Origin of the sequence: Bradyrhizobium sp. LA2.1 (genome assembly GCF_040547725.1) — a bacterium.
In the GTDB taxonomy this organism is placed as follows: domain Bacteria; phylum Pseudomonadota; class Alphaproteobacteria; order Rhizobiales; family Xanthobacteraceae; genus Bradyrhizobium; species Bradyrhizobium barranii.
This window is the reverse complement of the sequence record NZ_JBEPQI010000004.1, coordinates 433,714-447,645: the sequence shown is the minus strand read 5'-3', so window position 1 is coordinate 447,645 and position 13,932 is coordinate 433,714. Positions and strand designations below refer to the sequence as shown.

The 13,932-nt window shown below is 64.8% G+C and carries 16 protein-coding genes and 1 pseudogene; 9 read left to right on the top strand and 8 right to left on the bottom strand.

What is annotated here, in order from left to right; translation table 11 throughout:
- Positions 1 to 369 (bottom strand): flagellar assembly peptidoglycan hydrolase FlgJ, encoded by a 369-nt coding sequence (gene flgJ, locus ABIB95_RS10150; protein WP_212489498.1) that lies wholly within the window; start codon positions 367 to 369, stop codon positions 1 to 3.
- Positions 369 to 1,493, bottom strand: coding sequence for a flagellar basal body P-ring protein FlgI (locus ABIB95_RS10145; protein ID WP_028148517.1), 1,125 nt, complete (start codon positions 1,491 to 1,493; stop codon positions 369 to 371). The genes flgJ and ABIB95_RS10145 overlap by 1 nt, the downstream gene beginning before the upstream one ends.
- A gap of 270 nt (positions 1,494 to 1,763) precedes the next feature.
- Between ABIB95_RS10145 and ABIB95_RS10140 the strand changes: the two genes are divergently transcribed.
- A complete protein-coding gene (locus tag ABIB95_RS10140) occupies positions 1,764 to 2,177 on the top strand; it encodes a flagellar assembly protein FliX (RefSeq protein WP_354239032.1) in 414 nt (137 codons plus the stop codon).
- Here ABIB95_RS10140 and ABIB95_RS10135 read toward each other — a convergent pair.
- Positions 2,174 to 2,545, bottom strand: coding sequence for a winged helix-turn-helix transcriptional regulator (locus ABIB95_RS10135; RefSeq protein WP_071912203.1), 372 nt, complete (start codon positions 2,543 to 2,545; stop codon positions 2,174 to 2,176). The two genes, ABIB95_RS10140 and ABIB95_RS10135, sit on opposite strands and share 4 nt — an antisense overlap.
- 164 nt (positions 2,546 to 2,709) lie before the next feature.
- On the opposite strand from ABIB95_RS10135, the gene ABIB95_RS10130 reads away from it, so the two are divergent.
- The gene (locus tag ABIB95_RS10130; protein WP_354239029.1) at positions 2,710 to 3,321 is read left to right on the top strand and encodes an NAD(P)-dependent oxidoreductase; all 612 of its coding nucleotides are present in this window, start codon (positions 2,710 to 2,712) and stop codon (positions 3,319 to 3,321) included.
- 213 nt (positions 3,322 to 3,534) lie between these two features.
- A complete protein-coding gene (gene dksA, locus ABIB95_RS10125) occupies positions 3,535 to 3,900 on the top strand; it encodes an RNA polymerase-binding protein DksA (RefSeq protein ID WP_008554760.1) in 366 nt (121 codons plus the stop codon).
- 297 nt (positions 3,901 to 4,197) lie between these two features.
- Here the strand turns inward: dksA and ABIB95_RS10120 are convergent.
- Positions 4,198 to 4,595: pseudogene (locus ABIB95_RS10120) on the bottom strand (winged helix-turn-helix transcriptional regulator).
- A gap of 94 nt (positions 4,596 to 4,689) precedes the next feature.
- On the opposite strand from ABIB95_RS10120, the gene ABIB95_RS10115 reads away from it, so the two are divergent.
- Both ABIB95_RS10115 and ABIB95_RS10110 read left to right on the top strand, forming a co-directional pair.
- A complete protein-coding gene (locus ABIB95_RS10115) occupies positions 4,690 to 5,718 on the top strand; it encodes an SDR family oxidoreductase (protein WP_354239027.1) in 1,029 nt (342 codons plus the stop codon).
- Positions 5,719 to 5,814: 96 nt separating this feature from the next.
- The gene (locus tag ABIB95_RS10110) at positions 5,815 to 6,594 is read left to right on the top strand and encodes a 2-keto-4-pentenoate hydratase (protein WP_354114870.1); all 780 of its coding nucleotides are present in this window, start codon (positions 5,815 to 5,817) and stop codon (positions 6,592 to 6,594) included.
- A 147-nt stretch (positions 6,595 to 6,741) separates the two neighbouring features.
- Here ABIB95_RS10110 and flgH read toward each other — a convergent pair whose 3' ends face one another.
- Genes flgH through flgF form a run of 4 tightly spaced genes read right to left on the bottom strand, consistent with a single transcriptional unit; the run spans position 6,742 to position 10,229 of the window.
- Positions 6,742 to 7,506: a flagellar basal body L-ring protein FlgH gene (gene flgH / locus ABIB95_RS10105; protein WP_063982276.1), complete on the bottom strand. Its 765-nt coding sequence runs from the start codon at positions 7,504 to 7,506 to the stop codon at positions 6,742 to 6,744.
- A gap of 3 nt (positions 7,507 to 7,509) precedes the next feature.
- A complete protein-coding gene (gene flgA, locus ABIB95_RS10100; protein WP_354239025.1) occupies positions 7,510 to 8,652 on the bottom strand; it encodes a flagellar basal body P-ring formation chaperone FlgA in 1,143 nt (380 codons plus the stop codon).
- A 10-nt stretch (positions 8,653 to 8,662) separates the two neighbouring features.
- The gene (gene flgG, locus ABIB95_RS10095; RefSeq protein WP_014494004.1) at positions 8,663 to 9,451 is read right to left on the bottom strand and encodes a flagellar basal-body rod protein FlgG; all 789 of its coding nucleotides are present in this window, start codon (positions 9,449 to 9,451) and stop codon (positions 8,663 to 8,665) included.
- Between the two features lie 16 nt (positions 9,452 to 9,467).
- Positions 9,468 to 10,229: a flagellar basal-body rod protein FlgF gene (gene flgF, locus ABIB95_RS10090; RefSeq protein WP_071912210.1), complete on the bottom strand. Its 762-nt coding sequence runs from the start codon at positions 10,227 to 10,229 to the stop codon at positions 9,468 to 9,470.
- A gap of 381 nt (positions 10,230 to 10,610) precedes the next feature.
- Here flgF and fliL point away from each other — a divergent pair, with 381 nt between their 5' ends.
- The 4 genes from fliL to ABIB95_RS10070 are packed head-to-tail and all read left to right on the top strand — an operon-like array spanning position 10,611 to position 13,547.
- On the top strand, positions 10,611 to 11,111 hold the full coding sequence (fliL, locus tag ABIB95_RS10085) for a flagellar basal body-associated protein FliL (RefSeq protein ID WP_085405903.1): 501 nt from the start codon (positions 10,611 to 10,613) through the stop codon (positions 11,109 to 11,111).
- A gap of 19 nt (positions 11,112 to 11,130) precedes the next feature.
- Positions 11,131 to 12,333: a flagellar motor switch protein FliM gene (gene fliM, locus ABIB95_RS10080; protein WP_063982279.1), complete on the top strand. Its 1,203-nt coding sequence runs from the start codon at positions 11,131 to 11,133 to the stop codon at positions 12,331 to 12,333.
- Complete coding sequence (locus ABIB95_RS10075) at positions 12,330 to 12,776, top strand: DUF6468 domain-containing protein (protein WP_063982280.1); 447 nt, start codon at positions 12,330 to 12,332, stop codon at positions 12,774 to 12,776. The genes fliM and ABIB95_RS10075 overlap by 4 nt, the downstream gene beginning before the upstream one ends.
- Before the next feature lie 9 nt (positions 12,777 to 12,785).
- Positions 12,786 to 13,547 carry a MotE family protein gene (locus tag ABIB95_RS10070; protein ID WP_354239022.1) on the top strand — a complete coding sequence of 254 codons (762 nt, stop codon included), beginning with the start codon at positions 12,786 to 12,788 and terminating at the stop codon, positions 13,545 to 13,547.
- The last annotated feature ends 385 nt before the right edge of the window (positions 13,548 to 13,932 follow it).

Here is a 13,932-nt window from a genome sequence, read left to right as displayed (position 1 = left end):
TTATGCCGTGCGGATCGTTTTCGCCTGCTGCATGATGAGGGTGCGGTAGACTTCGGTGGCGACACCGACGCCACCGGCCTTGGCGAAGTTCTTGGAATATTGCTCGGTCAGCATCGAACGCCACACGCCGGTGCCCGGGGTGTCGCCGAACGGGCCTTCGCCCTTCAGGCCCGAGGTCATCTGCGAGAACATGCTGTTGAGGAACATCGCCTCGAAATCGGTGGCGGTCTTCTGCGCCTTGGCTTGCTGCTGCGGCGAGACCTTCTGCAACGCGGCGGCGAGCTCGAAGTCGGGCCGGCCGTTGCGGCTCTCCACCGAGAAGGCCGAGGAGGTGACGACGTGCGGGGTGTTGATCATGCTGGTCTGCATCACATCACCTCGATGTCGGCTTCGATCGCGCCGGCGGCCTTGATCGCCTGGAGGATGCTGATGAGGTCGCGCGGGCCGATGCCGAGGCCGTTGAGGCCGTCGACGAGCTGCTGAAGCGAGACGCCGTCCTTGACGACGGCGAACTTCTTGCCGTCCTCGACGACGCTGACGCCGGTGCGCGGCGTGACCACGGTGCGCCCGCGTGACAGCGGGTTGGGCTGGCTGACCTGCGGGCTCTCGGAGATGGTGACGGTGAGGTTGCCTTGCGCCACCGCGACGGTTGCGACGCGAACGTCGCGGCCCATCACGATGATGCCGCTGCGTTCGTCGATGACGATCTTGGCGGCGAGATCAGGATCGACCTGGAGCTGCTCGATCTCGGTGAGGAAGGCGACGACGTTGCCCTTGAACTCCGGCGGGATCGAAAGCTGCACCGTCGAGGGATCGATCGGTTCGGCGGTCTTGACGCCGAGATAGTCGTTGATCGCAGCCGCGATCCGCTTGGCTGTGGTGAAGTCGGCGTTGCGCAGCGCGAGCCGCACGTTCGGCAGCCGATTGAGCGCGAACTCGATCTCGCGCTCGATGATGGCGCCGTTGGCGATGCGGCCGACGGTCGGAACGCCGCGCACGATTTTCGCGGCTTCGCCTTCGGCCTGGAAGCCGGAGATCGCGAGCGAGCCCTGTCCGACCGCGTAGACATTGCCGTCGGCGCCGAGCAGGGGCGTGACCAGCAGGGTGCCGCCGCGCAGATCCTTGGCGTCGCCCAGCGCGGAGACGGTGACGTCCATGCGCGTGCCCTGGGTGGCGAAGGCCGGCAGATTGCCCGTGACCATCACGGCGGCGACGTTGCCGGTGCGGATGGTGGCGCCGCGGATGTTGACGCCCATGCGCTCGAGCATCGCTTGCAGCGACTGCTTGGTGAAGGGGATGTTGTTGAGCGTATCGCCGGTGCCGTTGAGGCCGACGACGAGGCCGTAGCCGATGAGCTGGTTCTGCCGCACGCCCTCGATATTGGCGAGGTCCTTGATGCGCGATGTCGCGCTTGCAGACGTGACCGAGAGCGCCAGCGCTGACAGCGCGGCGCAGGCCACCCCAACAATCCTCACCCAACGAACGCCTGGCATCCTCTGCTCCCCGAGGCTCCTCACATCTCGGACCATCCACGACACTCCCATGACGAGCTGGTCCGACGCTTTCCTTGCGAGTGCTGTGCCAACGCGGGGCAGCGGGGTTATGCGATTGAATAGGTTGAATAAACCTGTTTCCACCGGTGTCAGGGAGCGTTCTCCCTGAGGAGCGAAACTGCCGCCTGTCGGCAGATTTTGCCGGGCCGTTTACGCGCCGTTAACCATAAGACGGCGAAGGTGACGGCATCGATCACCCGGATTCCTGCGATGCGCATCTATGGACCGAACGGCACCACGCTTGGTACGCCGGCCAGCCAGGCCAGGCGGACGAGCTCCGGCACCTTCGTGCTGCCCGACACCTCGCCGGCGCAGGAGACGCGGGGCGCTGCCGCACCGAAGGCCGCCGCGAACATCGACGGGCTGCTCGCACTGCAAGGCATCGAGGAAGATCCGGTCGAGCGCCGCAAGCGCTCGGTCGCCCGTGGCAGGACCGCGCTCGACGTGCTCGACGATCTCAAGATGGGACTACTGTCCGGGAATCTTGACGCCTCGACCGTGATGCGGCTGCGCGATGCCGCGGCGAACCTGAAATCATCCTCGGGCGATCCTGGTTTGGATTCCCTGCTGTCCGAGATCGAGCTGCGCGTCGAGGTCGAGCTGGCCAAGGCCGGGCAGGCTTAGGCCGCTTCGTCCTTCTGCTGCGTGTCGTAGCGGCGCTGGGCGGCGAGCACGTCCTTCAGGTTCTGCTCGGCCCAATCGCGCAGGGGATCGACGGCGGCCGCGAGCGTCACCCCGAGCTGCGTGATCGAATACTCCACCGTCACCGGTACAGTTGCGATGGCGTGACGCTTGATCAGGCCGTCGCGCTCGAGCGACTTGAGAACCTGGCTCAACATCTTCTGCGAAATGCCTTCAATCGTTCTGCGCAACTGATTGAAGCGCATCGGCTCCTCGCGCAGCAGCAGCAGGATCAGCACCGCCCATTTGTCGCCGACGCGGTCGAGGATCTGGCGCGTGGGGCAGTTCGCAGCATAGACGTCTGGCTTCATCGTCAACTCCTCACGATCCGTTTGGCCCCTTGCCGGCTCGTGCGCCGGTGACGGGTCCCGGTTACTCTTGCGTAATCAGGTAAGCACAAAGTGCTCTCTTAACACCAGCATCCCTTGCGATATCTAGTAACCGATAGTTACCAAAAGAAGCAAAGGAGCCTTCCATGAAAATCGCAGTCGCCGGCGCCTCGGGCCGGGCCGGGTCGGAGATCACCAAGGAACTGTCGCGCCGCGGCCATGCCGTCACGGCAATCGCCCGGAACCCCGAGAAGATCGCGACCCTGCCGAACGTCACGTCCACCAAGGGCGACGTGCTCGACCAGGCCGGCCTTGCCAGGCTGTGGGCCGGGCACGACGTCGCCGTGAGTTCCGTGCACTTCCTGGCCAGCGACCCGCTCAAGCTGATCGGCGCGGCGAAGGCGTCCGGCGTTGGTCGCTACCTCGTTGTCGGCGGTGCCGGCAGCCTGGAAGTCGCTCCCGGCGTCAAACTGGTTACAACCCCCGGTTTTCCCGCCCAATACAAGGCCGAAGCGGAGGCGGGCGGGGCTTTCCTTGAGCTGCTGCGACAGGAAAAGGACCTGAACTGGACCTTCATCTCGCCGTCGGCCCTCTTCATCGAGGGGGAACGAACCGGCAAGTTCCAGCTCGGGACCGATCAGCTTCTCGCAGATGCGAACGGGAAAAGCTGGATCAGCTTCGCCGACTACGCCATTGCGCTCGCCGACGAGATCGAGCGGCCGGCCCATCCGAGGCAGCGTTTCACGGTCGGTTACTAGGCCTTCGGCCGCCCCCGGGTTCTCCAGGATAAACCTTCCTGTGCAAGGGCTTGGGGGCGCTAACCGAACGATCAGGGAAATATTGTCTGTCACAGGAGGCCGCTATATAAGCCCGGCTTAACGGACCCCGTTCCGTTGCGAGTCGTTGCTTAGACAGATAGGCCGCCCTTGGAAAAGTTGAAAAACTACCGACCGACCGAAAAAGAGCCTTTCATGAACGACCGGCAGAAGGAGTACTTCCGTTTGAAGCTCCTCGCCTGGAAGGATGAGATCCTCAAAGAGTCCAAGCTCACGCTGCAGGCTCTGCAGGAGGAGAACGTGAACCACCCCGATCTCGCCGATCGGGCATCGTCCGAAACCGACCGCGCCATCGAACTCCGCGCCCGCGACCGCCAGCGCAAGTTGATCGCCAAGATCGACGCCGCGCTCCAGCGTATCGAGGACAACACCTACGGCTATTGCGAGGACACCGGCGAGCCGATCTCTTTGAAGCGGCTCGAAGCCCGGCCCATCGCGACGCTCTCGGTGGAAGCGCAGGAGCGCCACGAGAAACGCGAGAAGGTCTACCGCGACGAATAGAGTCCGAGCCGCAGCGATGCGGCTCTTTGTTTTTGGACTCACGGTGCCGCTTGAGCGCCGTGATCAGCATTTTGTCTGCCGCTTGCCGTGATGCGCATAAGCGCAGGCGCGATCACGAAAAGTGAATCGCGATCAATGGGCTAGAGTCACTTCCTCCGAGCTCACGTAAGTTCGGATGAGAAACAGCCTTCACTTCAGGTGCGGGAGGTTTTGCGAGTCGCATCAACGAGATCGACTCGAAGGCTGAGGCAACGATCCGGCAGCTTCACACATCGCTGCAATCAGGCTCGGCTGCAATCAGGCTTGCTGCGACGCCACAAGGCGCGCATCGCCATAAAGCCTGGACCAGCTCAATATTTCCTTAAACGCCGGCAACAGGCCGTAGGCCGCATTCGTCAACTCGTACTCGACTCTTAAGGGTTTCTCCGCGAAGACGGTTCGCGACACCAGGCCGTCCTGCTCGAGCTCGCGCAGCTGCGTGGCAGCATGTGCTGGGTGGTGCCGCCGATCGATCGCCGCAACGCGCCGAAACGAACGGCGCCGTTCATCAGCGCAAACAGGATCTCCAGCTTCCACTTGCCACCAAGTGCATGGATGGCGCGCTTGAAGTCGGCGAGCAGGGCAGGGTCGGGGCTGCAATCGCAGTCGCCGTCGCAAACGCTGGTCAGGTTTTCCATATCGGTCTCGAAATCCATTCTACTTGTTCCCCGGGAGATAGTGACCAGATGCGGCCTTGAGCAGGGTGGCGGAACCAATTCGCCCAGCCCGCGCAATGAGGGGAATTCGGCAATGAGCATGGTTCTGGTCACCGGCGGGTCCGGCTTCGTCGGCGTCCATGTCGTCCTGCAGCTTCTGGCCGCCGGCCATCAGGTGCGGACCACGGTGCGCCGCCCGGACCGGCAGGCCGACGTGCTCGCGATGTTGCACGAGGGCGGAGCTGCGTCGCCGGAAAGCCTGTCCTTTTTCACCGCCGATCTCACCGCGGACGACGGCTGGCGCGACGCCGTCGCCGGCTGCGATTACGTGCTCCATGTCGCCTCGCCATTGTCGACCAGTGTTCCCAAGGACGAGAACGAGATGATCATCCCGGCCCGCGACGGCACGCTGCGGGTGCTGCGTGCCGCACGCGAGGCCGGCGTCAGGCGGGCCGTCGTCACCTCGTCGCTGGGCGCGATCGGCTATGGCCATCCGGCGCGCGACAGGCCGTTCGACGAGACCGACTGGACCAATCTCGACGGCGCCGACGTGCAGCCCTACATCAAATCCAAGACGCTGGCCGAGCGGGCGGCCTGGGATTTCGTTGCGCGCGAGGGCGGTGGGCTCGAATTGTCCGTCGTCAATCCCGCCGGCATTTTTGGCCCCGTGCTGGGGCCGGACTTCTCCGGCTCGATCGAGATCGTCAAATCGCTGCTCGACGGCGCCATGCCGGCGGTGCCGCGGGTCTATTTCGGCGTGGTCGACGTGCGCGACGTGGCCGATTTGCACCTGCGCGCGATGACGGCGCCCGAAGCGAAAGGCGAGCGCTTTATCGCGGTCTCCGGTGAGACGATGTCGATCCTCGATATCGCCAGGGTGCTGCGGCGGGAACTCGGACCCAGGGCGCGCCGGGTTCCGCGGCTCCAGGCCCCGGACTGGCTGGTGCGGCTGGCCGCCAACCGGATTCCGCTGCTGCGCGCGGTCGTGCCGATGCTTGGAAGGGTTCGGCATTCCACCAGCGCCAAGGCGAGGTCGCTGCTCGGCTGGCAGGCCCGTTCCAACGACGAGGCGATCCTCGCGACGGCCGAAAGCCTGATCCGGCTTGGCCTCGTCAAGGGCTGAGGCGCCCCGTGGGCCGTCCCTTGGCCCGCGCTTGTCACGCCCCGGCGGGAATGCTGAAGTGCCGACCTCAATTGCGTAGCGTGGGAGCCGGCGCCAATGGACAAGATTCTCAAAGCCGCAAAGGCGATTGCGCTCGCGCGCCGTAACCGCGCGCCGCTCGCGGCCCTGGACCATCCGCCGGCCGACGAAGCCGAGGGCTATCAGGTCCAGCGCGCGCTGCACGATCTGCTGCTGCCGCATGTCGGGCCGCTGGTCGGCTACAAGATCGGCTGCACCAGTCAGGTGATGCAGGACTATATCGGCATCCCGCATCCCTGCGGCGGCGGCGTGTTCCAGAAGGGCGTGCACGAGAGCGGGGCCAAGCTCGCGGCTGCCGACTATGTCCGTGTCGGCGTCGAGTGCGAGATCGCGGTGCGATTGCAGCGCGACCTCGCCGCCGGCGAGGCGCCGTTCACGGCCGAATGGGTCGGCGAGGCCGTCGAGGCCTATCATCCCGCGATCGAGATCGTCGACGACCGCTATGTGAAGTGGGAATCGATGGGCGCGCCGACGTTGATCGCCGACGATTTCTTCGCCGCCGGCTGCGTGCTGGGTGAGGCGGTGCCGCGCTCGTCGGTGCCGGATCTGAAGGCGGTCAAGGGCCGCGCCATCGTCAATGGCGAAGAGGTCAGCCACGGCACCGGCGCCGATGTGCTCGGCCATCCCCACAATGCACTCGCCTGGCTCGCCAACCACCTCGCCGCCGAAGGCAAGGGTCTGCACGCGGGGCAACTCGTGCTGACGGGGAGCCTGGTGAAGACGCTGTGGCTGAAGGCCGGCGACAAGGTGCGGATGGAGCTGGACGGGCTGGGCGTGGTGGAGGCGGAGTTTACGTGAGGCTCCCACGGCAATCCCCGCCGTCAGTCGTCCCAATCGGCTTTACAAAATACATGCGGCCCTCGCCAGGGGAGCTAGCGAGGGCCGCGTAGTACATCGTCGTTCGCGCCTAGGTTCGCGAACACGATGTGGGAGCTCGGGAGAGGCTTAGAAGGGCAACAGCACGTCCATGACCTGCTGACCGTAGCGCGGCTGCTGCACGTCCGTGATCTGGCCGCGGCCGCCATAGGCGATGCGGGCCTGTGCGATCTTGCTGGAATCGATGGTGTTGTCGCTCTGGATGTCTTCGGGGCGGACGATGCCGGCGACGATGAGTTCGCGGATCTCGTAGTTGACGCGGATCTCCTGCTTGCCTTCGACGACGAGGTTGCCGTTCGGCAGCACCTGGGTCACGACCGCGGCGACGTTGGTCTGCAAGGCCTCCGTGCGATTGACCGAGCCCTTGCCGTCGGCGGAGGATGTCGAGTCGGTGGTGAGAAGGCGGCCGGGCAGGATCTTGAGCGGCTGCGTGACCGTCTTGCTGCCGATGAAATCGGTAATCCCCGAATCCTCCTTGGCGGTTCGGCTGCGCTGGGTCTCGTTGGCGATGTTGGCCTTGTCGGTGATGTTCACGGTCACGGTCAGGAGGTCGCCGACATGGGTCGCGCGCTGGTCCTTGAAGAAGGCGCGGCTGCCGTTGCGCCACAATGAGTTCGGATTGTAGGAGGCGACTTCCGGCTTCGGCATCGGCATCTGCACCGGCTTGTAGCCGGGCTGCGTCGTCGGATTGTCGATCGCCGACAATTTCGGTTGCTCGCCGATCTGCGACAGGCGGTCGATCGAGGAGCAGCCGCTCGCCAGCGCGCAAACTGCCAGCAGCAGACCAGAGATCGCGACGCGACGAAGACGGGAAGCCGAACTGAACCTGGACATAACTTACTCTGACTTGGCTGGAGCTTGCGGGACCCGAACTTGCGGAATATGGGCTTGGGCGATCTGAGCAGGAGACGCGGGGGCCTGGACCAGGCTCTGTGCGAGCGCTGCAGCAGCGGCCGCGGGGGTGGGCGTTTCGTCGCGCTTGAGCGAGGAGGTCTGCTCGACCGCAGGCGCCATCGGCGCGGACTGGCTCGCGCCCTGGATCGTCACCTGGCCGCGACCGGTGACAATGCCTGCCAGCGTGCGCTTGGTCTGGAGATTGAGCACGCTCACGGTGTCGCCGTCGGCGCCGCTCTCGAGCGCCTTGCCGCGCGTGGTGAGGTAGATCCCGGGGACCTGGTAGATGACGGTGACGCTCTGGTCGCGCGACACGAAGTCCGGCTTGACGATGTCGGCGACGCGGATCGGCATGCCCGCCCGCATCGGCCGGCGGAGCTGCATGCCGAGCGTGCGCTCGCGCGAGGCGGGCTCGCCGGTGATTTCGGCCTTGGGCCGGCGCTCCAGCGTGATGTCGGATGACTTCAGGAGATCGGCGCGGTCGATGTCGCGCGTCAGCACGGCCACTTCCAGCGTCTCGATCGCGGTGCCGGTGAAGCGCAGCTTGGTCGGCGTCGGATTGTTGTCGTTGTTGATCTCGAAGGCGATGTCGAAACGGCCGTTGCGGGCGTCATAGCGGGTTGCGACTGGCTGGAGCGCACCGGTGTTGGAGGCGTCGAGCCGCATGTCGGCGACGCCGCGGTCGAACGTGACGGCGATGTTGGCGGCTTCCCCAAGGCCGAAGCGGCGCTCGAGCGCCGAGGCCACCGCGGTTTCGAGGTCCTTGTTGGCGAGCGTGCGGGCGAGGCGGCTGACCTGGACTTCCTTGATGTCGCCGGTCATCACGCCGATCACCTGCTTTGCGCGCAGCACCGACAGCACATGTGCGACCGGCAGCGCGCCGGTGGTGCCGAGATCGGGCGAGCGGTAGACCGGGATCAGCGCCGCCGAGCCGGCATTGTCGATGAGATCGCCGACCCGCACCACGTCCGAGGTCACGGTGACGCTCGCGCGCAGCGTCGGCGCTGCGATGAAATCGTCGGCGGCCTGCGCCGGCAGCGCCAGCAGCAGGAGAGCGGAGATCGTGGCGAGGGTGGTGCGGATCATCGTCATTACCTCAGCGGAACAACGCCGTGGTCGATTGCATCATCTGGTCGGCGGCGCTGATGACCTTGGCGTTCATCTCGTAGGCGCGCTGCGCAGCGATCAGGTCGCTCATCTCCGAGACAACGTCGACATTGGCCTGCTCCAGGCTGCCCTGCGTGACCTTGCCGTAGCCTTCGGAGTTCGCGGTGCCGTCCTGCGGCGGGCCGGAAGAGGGCGTCTCGACGAACTGATTGTTGCCGACGGGCTGGAGGCCCGCCTTGTTGATGAAGCGGGTCACGCCGATCTGGCCCTGAACGGCCGACGTCGACGAACCCGGCAGCGTCACCGAGACCTGGCCCTGCTCGTTGACGGCGAGGCCGGAGGCGTTGTTCGGGATGGTGATGGTCGGCTGCACCGGGTTGCCCTGCGCGGTGACGACGCGGCCCTGGTTGTCCATCTGGAAGGTGCCGTCGCGGGTGTACTGGAAGGTGCCGTCGGGCATCAGGATCTTGAAGAAGCCTTCGCCCGAGATCGCGAGGTCGAGGTCGTTGCCGGTCTGCGACAGCGTGCCCTGCGTCATGCTGCGCGGCGTGCCGACGGTCTTGACGCCGCCGCCGATGTCGACGCCGACAGGCACGATGGTGCCCTGGTCCGAGGCCTGCGCGCCGACGCGGCGGACGTGCTCGTAGATCAGGTCCTGGAACGCCGCCGTCTGCTTCTTGAAGCCGGTGGTGCGCAGGTTGGCGATGTTGTTGGAGATGACCTGGACGTTGAGTTCCTGGGCCGCCATTCCGGTCGCAGCGGTGTGGAGCGCTTGCATGTCAGTGATCCCCTAATCAGGCCGGAACGTCGGCGAGCTTCTCGATCGCCGATTTGTGGAGGTCGCTCTGCTGCTGAAGCAGGTTGGCGATGGCGGTGTAGCTGCGCATGACCTCGACCATGCGGCTCATCTCGCCGACCGAGTTCACGTTGGACTTCTCGATGTAGCCCTGGCGCACGGTCGACTTGGTGATGGCCTGCGGGGTCGCGGAGCCTACGTCGTAGAGGTTGGCGCCGAGCTTGGTCAGTTTCGCCGGATCGTCGAACGCAGCCATGCGGATCTTGCCGCGGATCGAGTCGGTCTTGGCGGTGCCCTCGAGCACCGTGACGGTGCCGTCGGGTGCGACGTTGATGTCGTGGTCGGTCGGCTGGAAGGTGATCGGGCCGCCGGTGCCGAGCACGAGGTTGCCGTCGGAGGTGACGAGCTGGCCGGTGCTGTTGAGCGAGAATTTGCCGTCGCGGGTGTAGCGTTCGCCGCCATTGGCCTGCACCGCGAAGAACGCGTTGCCGTCGATCGCCATGTCGAGCGGGTTGTTGGTCGGCTCCATCGGCCCCTGGCCGACGTCGCGGAAGGTGCCGCGGTCCTGCACATAGGAGACCCGGCGGTCGGACGCGATGAAATTGTCCTCACGCGCGTTCGAGTTGAGAAACTCCTCGAACAGCGAATGGTCGGCCTTGAAGCCGTTGGTGTTGGCATTGGCGACGTTGTTGGCGATGACATCCATCTGCCGTTCCAACGTCATCTGCCGTGACAAGCCGATCAGAAGCGCGTTCTGCATCGGAAATCTCCCCTGAGTGAGCCCGCCACCTCGCTCTCCCAAGCGCCTTGGCCGACCCGTGAACAAGACCGCCGGGTTCTCCCAAACCCTCCGGCCTCGGTCCTTTCTTAGCGAAAGCCGTGCCAACTCCAAAAATGGTGTAATTTCAATATCTTGTCTATTTTTGAGAGGTGCGGGAAGGCGGCAGAAAGGTTCTGTTAGCCATGTTTGCCCGGCAGATTTTTCCTAGTGGGGGCCCAATCGAAAGATTCCGTTAACCATTATTACCGTAGCGTTTGCGTGTAAGAGGAGCGCACTGCGCTGGGGCATTTGTATCGCGTCACTGTCTGCCAGGAGGCTTCGCTCTTTCGACCCTTTATGAGATGAGCGAGCCTATCGACCATGGCAGACAATGAAGCGGAAGGCGGCGCAGCCGCCGAAGGCGCGGAAGCCGCTCCGCCGAAGAACAAGCTCAAGCTCATCATCATGGCCGTCGGTCTGCTCGCCGTCCTCGGCGGCGGTGCCGCGACCTGGTTCTTCTTCTTCCGTCATGGCGACGACGAGCATCACGCCGAGGCGGCGCCGCCGCCGAAGCCACCGGCCTTCGTCGACGTGCCCGACATCATGGTGAACCTCGCCGGCGCGCCCGGTGAACGCGTGCAATATCTCAAGCTCAAGATCGTGCTGGAGCTGAAGGAAGAGAAGCAGATCGAGGCGATCAAGCCGACGATGCCGCGCATCACCGACATCTTCCAGACCTATGTGCGCGAGCTGCGCTCCTCCGACCTCAACGGCTCCGCCGGCGTCTTCCGCCTCAAGGAAGAGCTGACCAAGCGCGTCAATGCGGCGGTTTCCCCGATCCAGGTCAGCGCGGTGCTGTTCAAGGAAGTCGTGATCCAGTGAGCATGACGGGCTAGGGATCATGGCAGGCACCGACCAACCAGACCAGGATGCAATTGCCGCCCAATGGGAGGCCTCGCTTGATTCCGAGGATCCCGCGGAGGCCGCGAAGGCTGCTGCCGCAAACGAACTATCCGAGACCATGGCCCTGCAATGGGCGGCCATGGTCGAGGACGGCAGCCGCGATCTCGGCGCCGGCAAGAATTCCGGCGAGCGGGTGCTGTCGCAGGAGGAGATCGACAATCTTCTCGGCTTCGCGGTCGGCGACGTCACGCTCGACGACCATTCCGGCATTCGCGCGATCATCGATTCAGCGATGGTCTCCTACGAGCGTCTGCCGATGCTCGAAATCGTCTTCGACCGCCTGGTGCGGTTGCTGACGACCTCCTTGCGCAATTTCACCTCCGACAACGTCGAAGTCTCGCTCGACCGCATCACGTCGGTGCGCTTCGGCGACTACATGAACTCGATCCCGCTGCCGGCCGTTCTCTCGGTGTTCAAGGCCGAGGAGTGGGAAAATTTCGGCATGGCGGTGGTCGATTCCAGCCTGATCTATTCGATGATCGACGTGCTGCTCGGCGGCCGCCGCGGCGCGAGCCAGCTCCGCATCGAGGGCCGGCCCTACACCACGATCGAGACCGAGCTGGTCAAGCGGCTGGTCGAGGTGGTGCTGGTCGACGCCGAGCAGGCGTTCCGGCCGCTGTCGCCGGTCACCTTCACGATCGACCGGCTCGAGACCAATCCGCGTTTCGCCGCGATCAGCCGTCCCGCCAACGCCGCGATCCTGGTGCGCCTGCGCATCGACATGGAAGATCGCGGCGGCAACATCGAGCTGCTGCTGCCTTACGCGACCATCGAGCCGATCCGGGGCGTCCTGCTCCAGATGTTCATGGGCGAAAAATTCGGCCGCGACACGATCTGGGAGGGCCATTTCGCCACCGAGATCAACCAGGCCGAGATCGCGGTCGATGCCGTGCTCTACGAGGCCGAAATCCCGCTCAAGCAGCTGATGCGGCTCAAGGTCGGCGACACCCTGCCGCTCGACATGCGCGCGGATGCCAACGTGACCGTGCGTTGCGGCGACGTCACCCTGACCGAGGGGCGGATGGGTCGGGTCGGCGACCGCGTCGCGATACGGGTGACGAAACCCCTGCGCAAGCCAAGTACGACACTTGCGATGTTCGAGAAGGTGGACGAGCAGAACAAGATGATGGAGGCCCCATGAACCACTCCCTGGGAATGGCGATCGAGACGCTGGTGGCTATCCTGCTGATGCTGACCATCGTCTACTGTGTCATGCTCAACAAGCGGCTGACGCGGCTGAAGGCGGACGAGCATTCGCTGAAGGCGGTCATCGGCGAGCTGATCACTGCCACCGAGATCGCCGAGCGCGCGATTGGCGGGCTGAAGCTCGCGGTACGCGACGTCAACGAGAACCTCGGCAGCCAGCTGGCGGCGGCGACGCAGATGTCGGACCAGCTCTACAAGCAGCTCGGCGAAGCCGACAATGTGGTGCGGCGCCTGTCCAAGATCGCGATCGCCGCGCGCCCTGCGGCGAGCCCGGAAGCGGCCGCGGTGCCCGCGGCCAAGCCCTCATCGGCGAAGGCGGTGGCGGCTGCGGCCGAAGCCTTCTCCGAGCGCCGACGATCCAACGGCCTTGCGGCATAAAGTCAGGGTATGAAATCCTTTCGTAACATCCGCGTCATTCCAGTCGTCCTGGTCGCCGTCGCAGGGCTCGCCACGCTCAAGGTCGTGGGCCTCGTGATCAATGGCGGCTATGTCTTCGACTACCAGCCGACCCAGATCAAAAAATCCTGGGCGCAGGAGAATCTGAACTTTCCGACGGGGCGCGAAGACCCCGATATCACGGGATCCACCCACGGCGCGCCGAAGGAGGCGCCGAAGCCTGCCGCGCCCGAGACCAAGCCCGAGGGCACCGTGGTCAAGATGGACGAGGCCCAGCCGCAGGTCTCGGCCTCCGAGCGCGCGATCCTGGAGCGCTTGCAGGCACGCCGCCAGGAGATCGAGTCCCGCCAGCGCGAGATCGACATCCGCGAGAGCCTGCTGAAGTCGGCCGAGAAGCGCATCGAAAACAAGGTCGAGGAGATGAAGGCGGTGGAATCCCGCATCTCCGCGACCCAGGCCGAGCAGAAGGCCGCTGAAGCCCAGCGCATGAAGGGCCTCGTGACCATGTATGAGGGCATGAAGCCCAAGGATGCCGCGCGGGTGTTCGACCGGCTCGAGATGGGCGTGCTGATCGAGATCGCCTCGCAGATCGCGCCGCGAAAGATGTCGGACATCATGGGCGTGATGTCGCCGGAGGCCGCCGAGCGGCTGACGGTCGAGATGGCCCGCCGGGCCAATGGTGGCGGCGATCAATCGGCCGCGGCCGGCGATCTCCCCAAGATCGACGGCAAGCCGACGCAAAAGCCGAATTGAAGGCTCCGGAGGCGCGGCGGGCTGCGGCAGCCTGCGCGCAATCGCGCGGTCGTTCGGCCTGTACGCGGCTAGACGCCTTGCGTGTCTAGTGCGCGAACCGCTGTTGAACCCTGGGACCCGTCGCGCTCAGCGGCTTCTCGACGGGAAGGAGGGTCTCGCAGTGCTGCCTGATCAGCGCAGCCTTCGTCGTGCGAGTCACGAGATGAAGGGTGCTGTGGCAGCAGGAACACTCGTATACCTTTAGTGCATAGCCCCGCGCGATTGGAAAGACGGCTACGACCGCTCTTGCCTGGCTACATACAATGCAGTTGGCTTCTCCGCTCATTGATTGCTCCCCCAAAAAAGTTGACCAATCGCATTCGCATCGCAATGATCACATTTGATT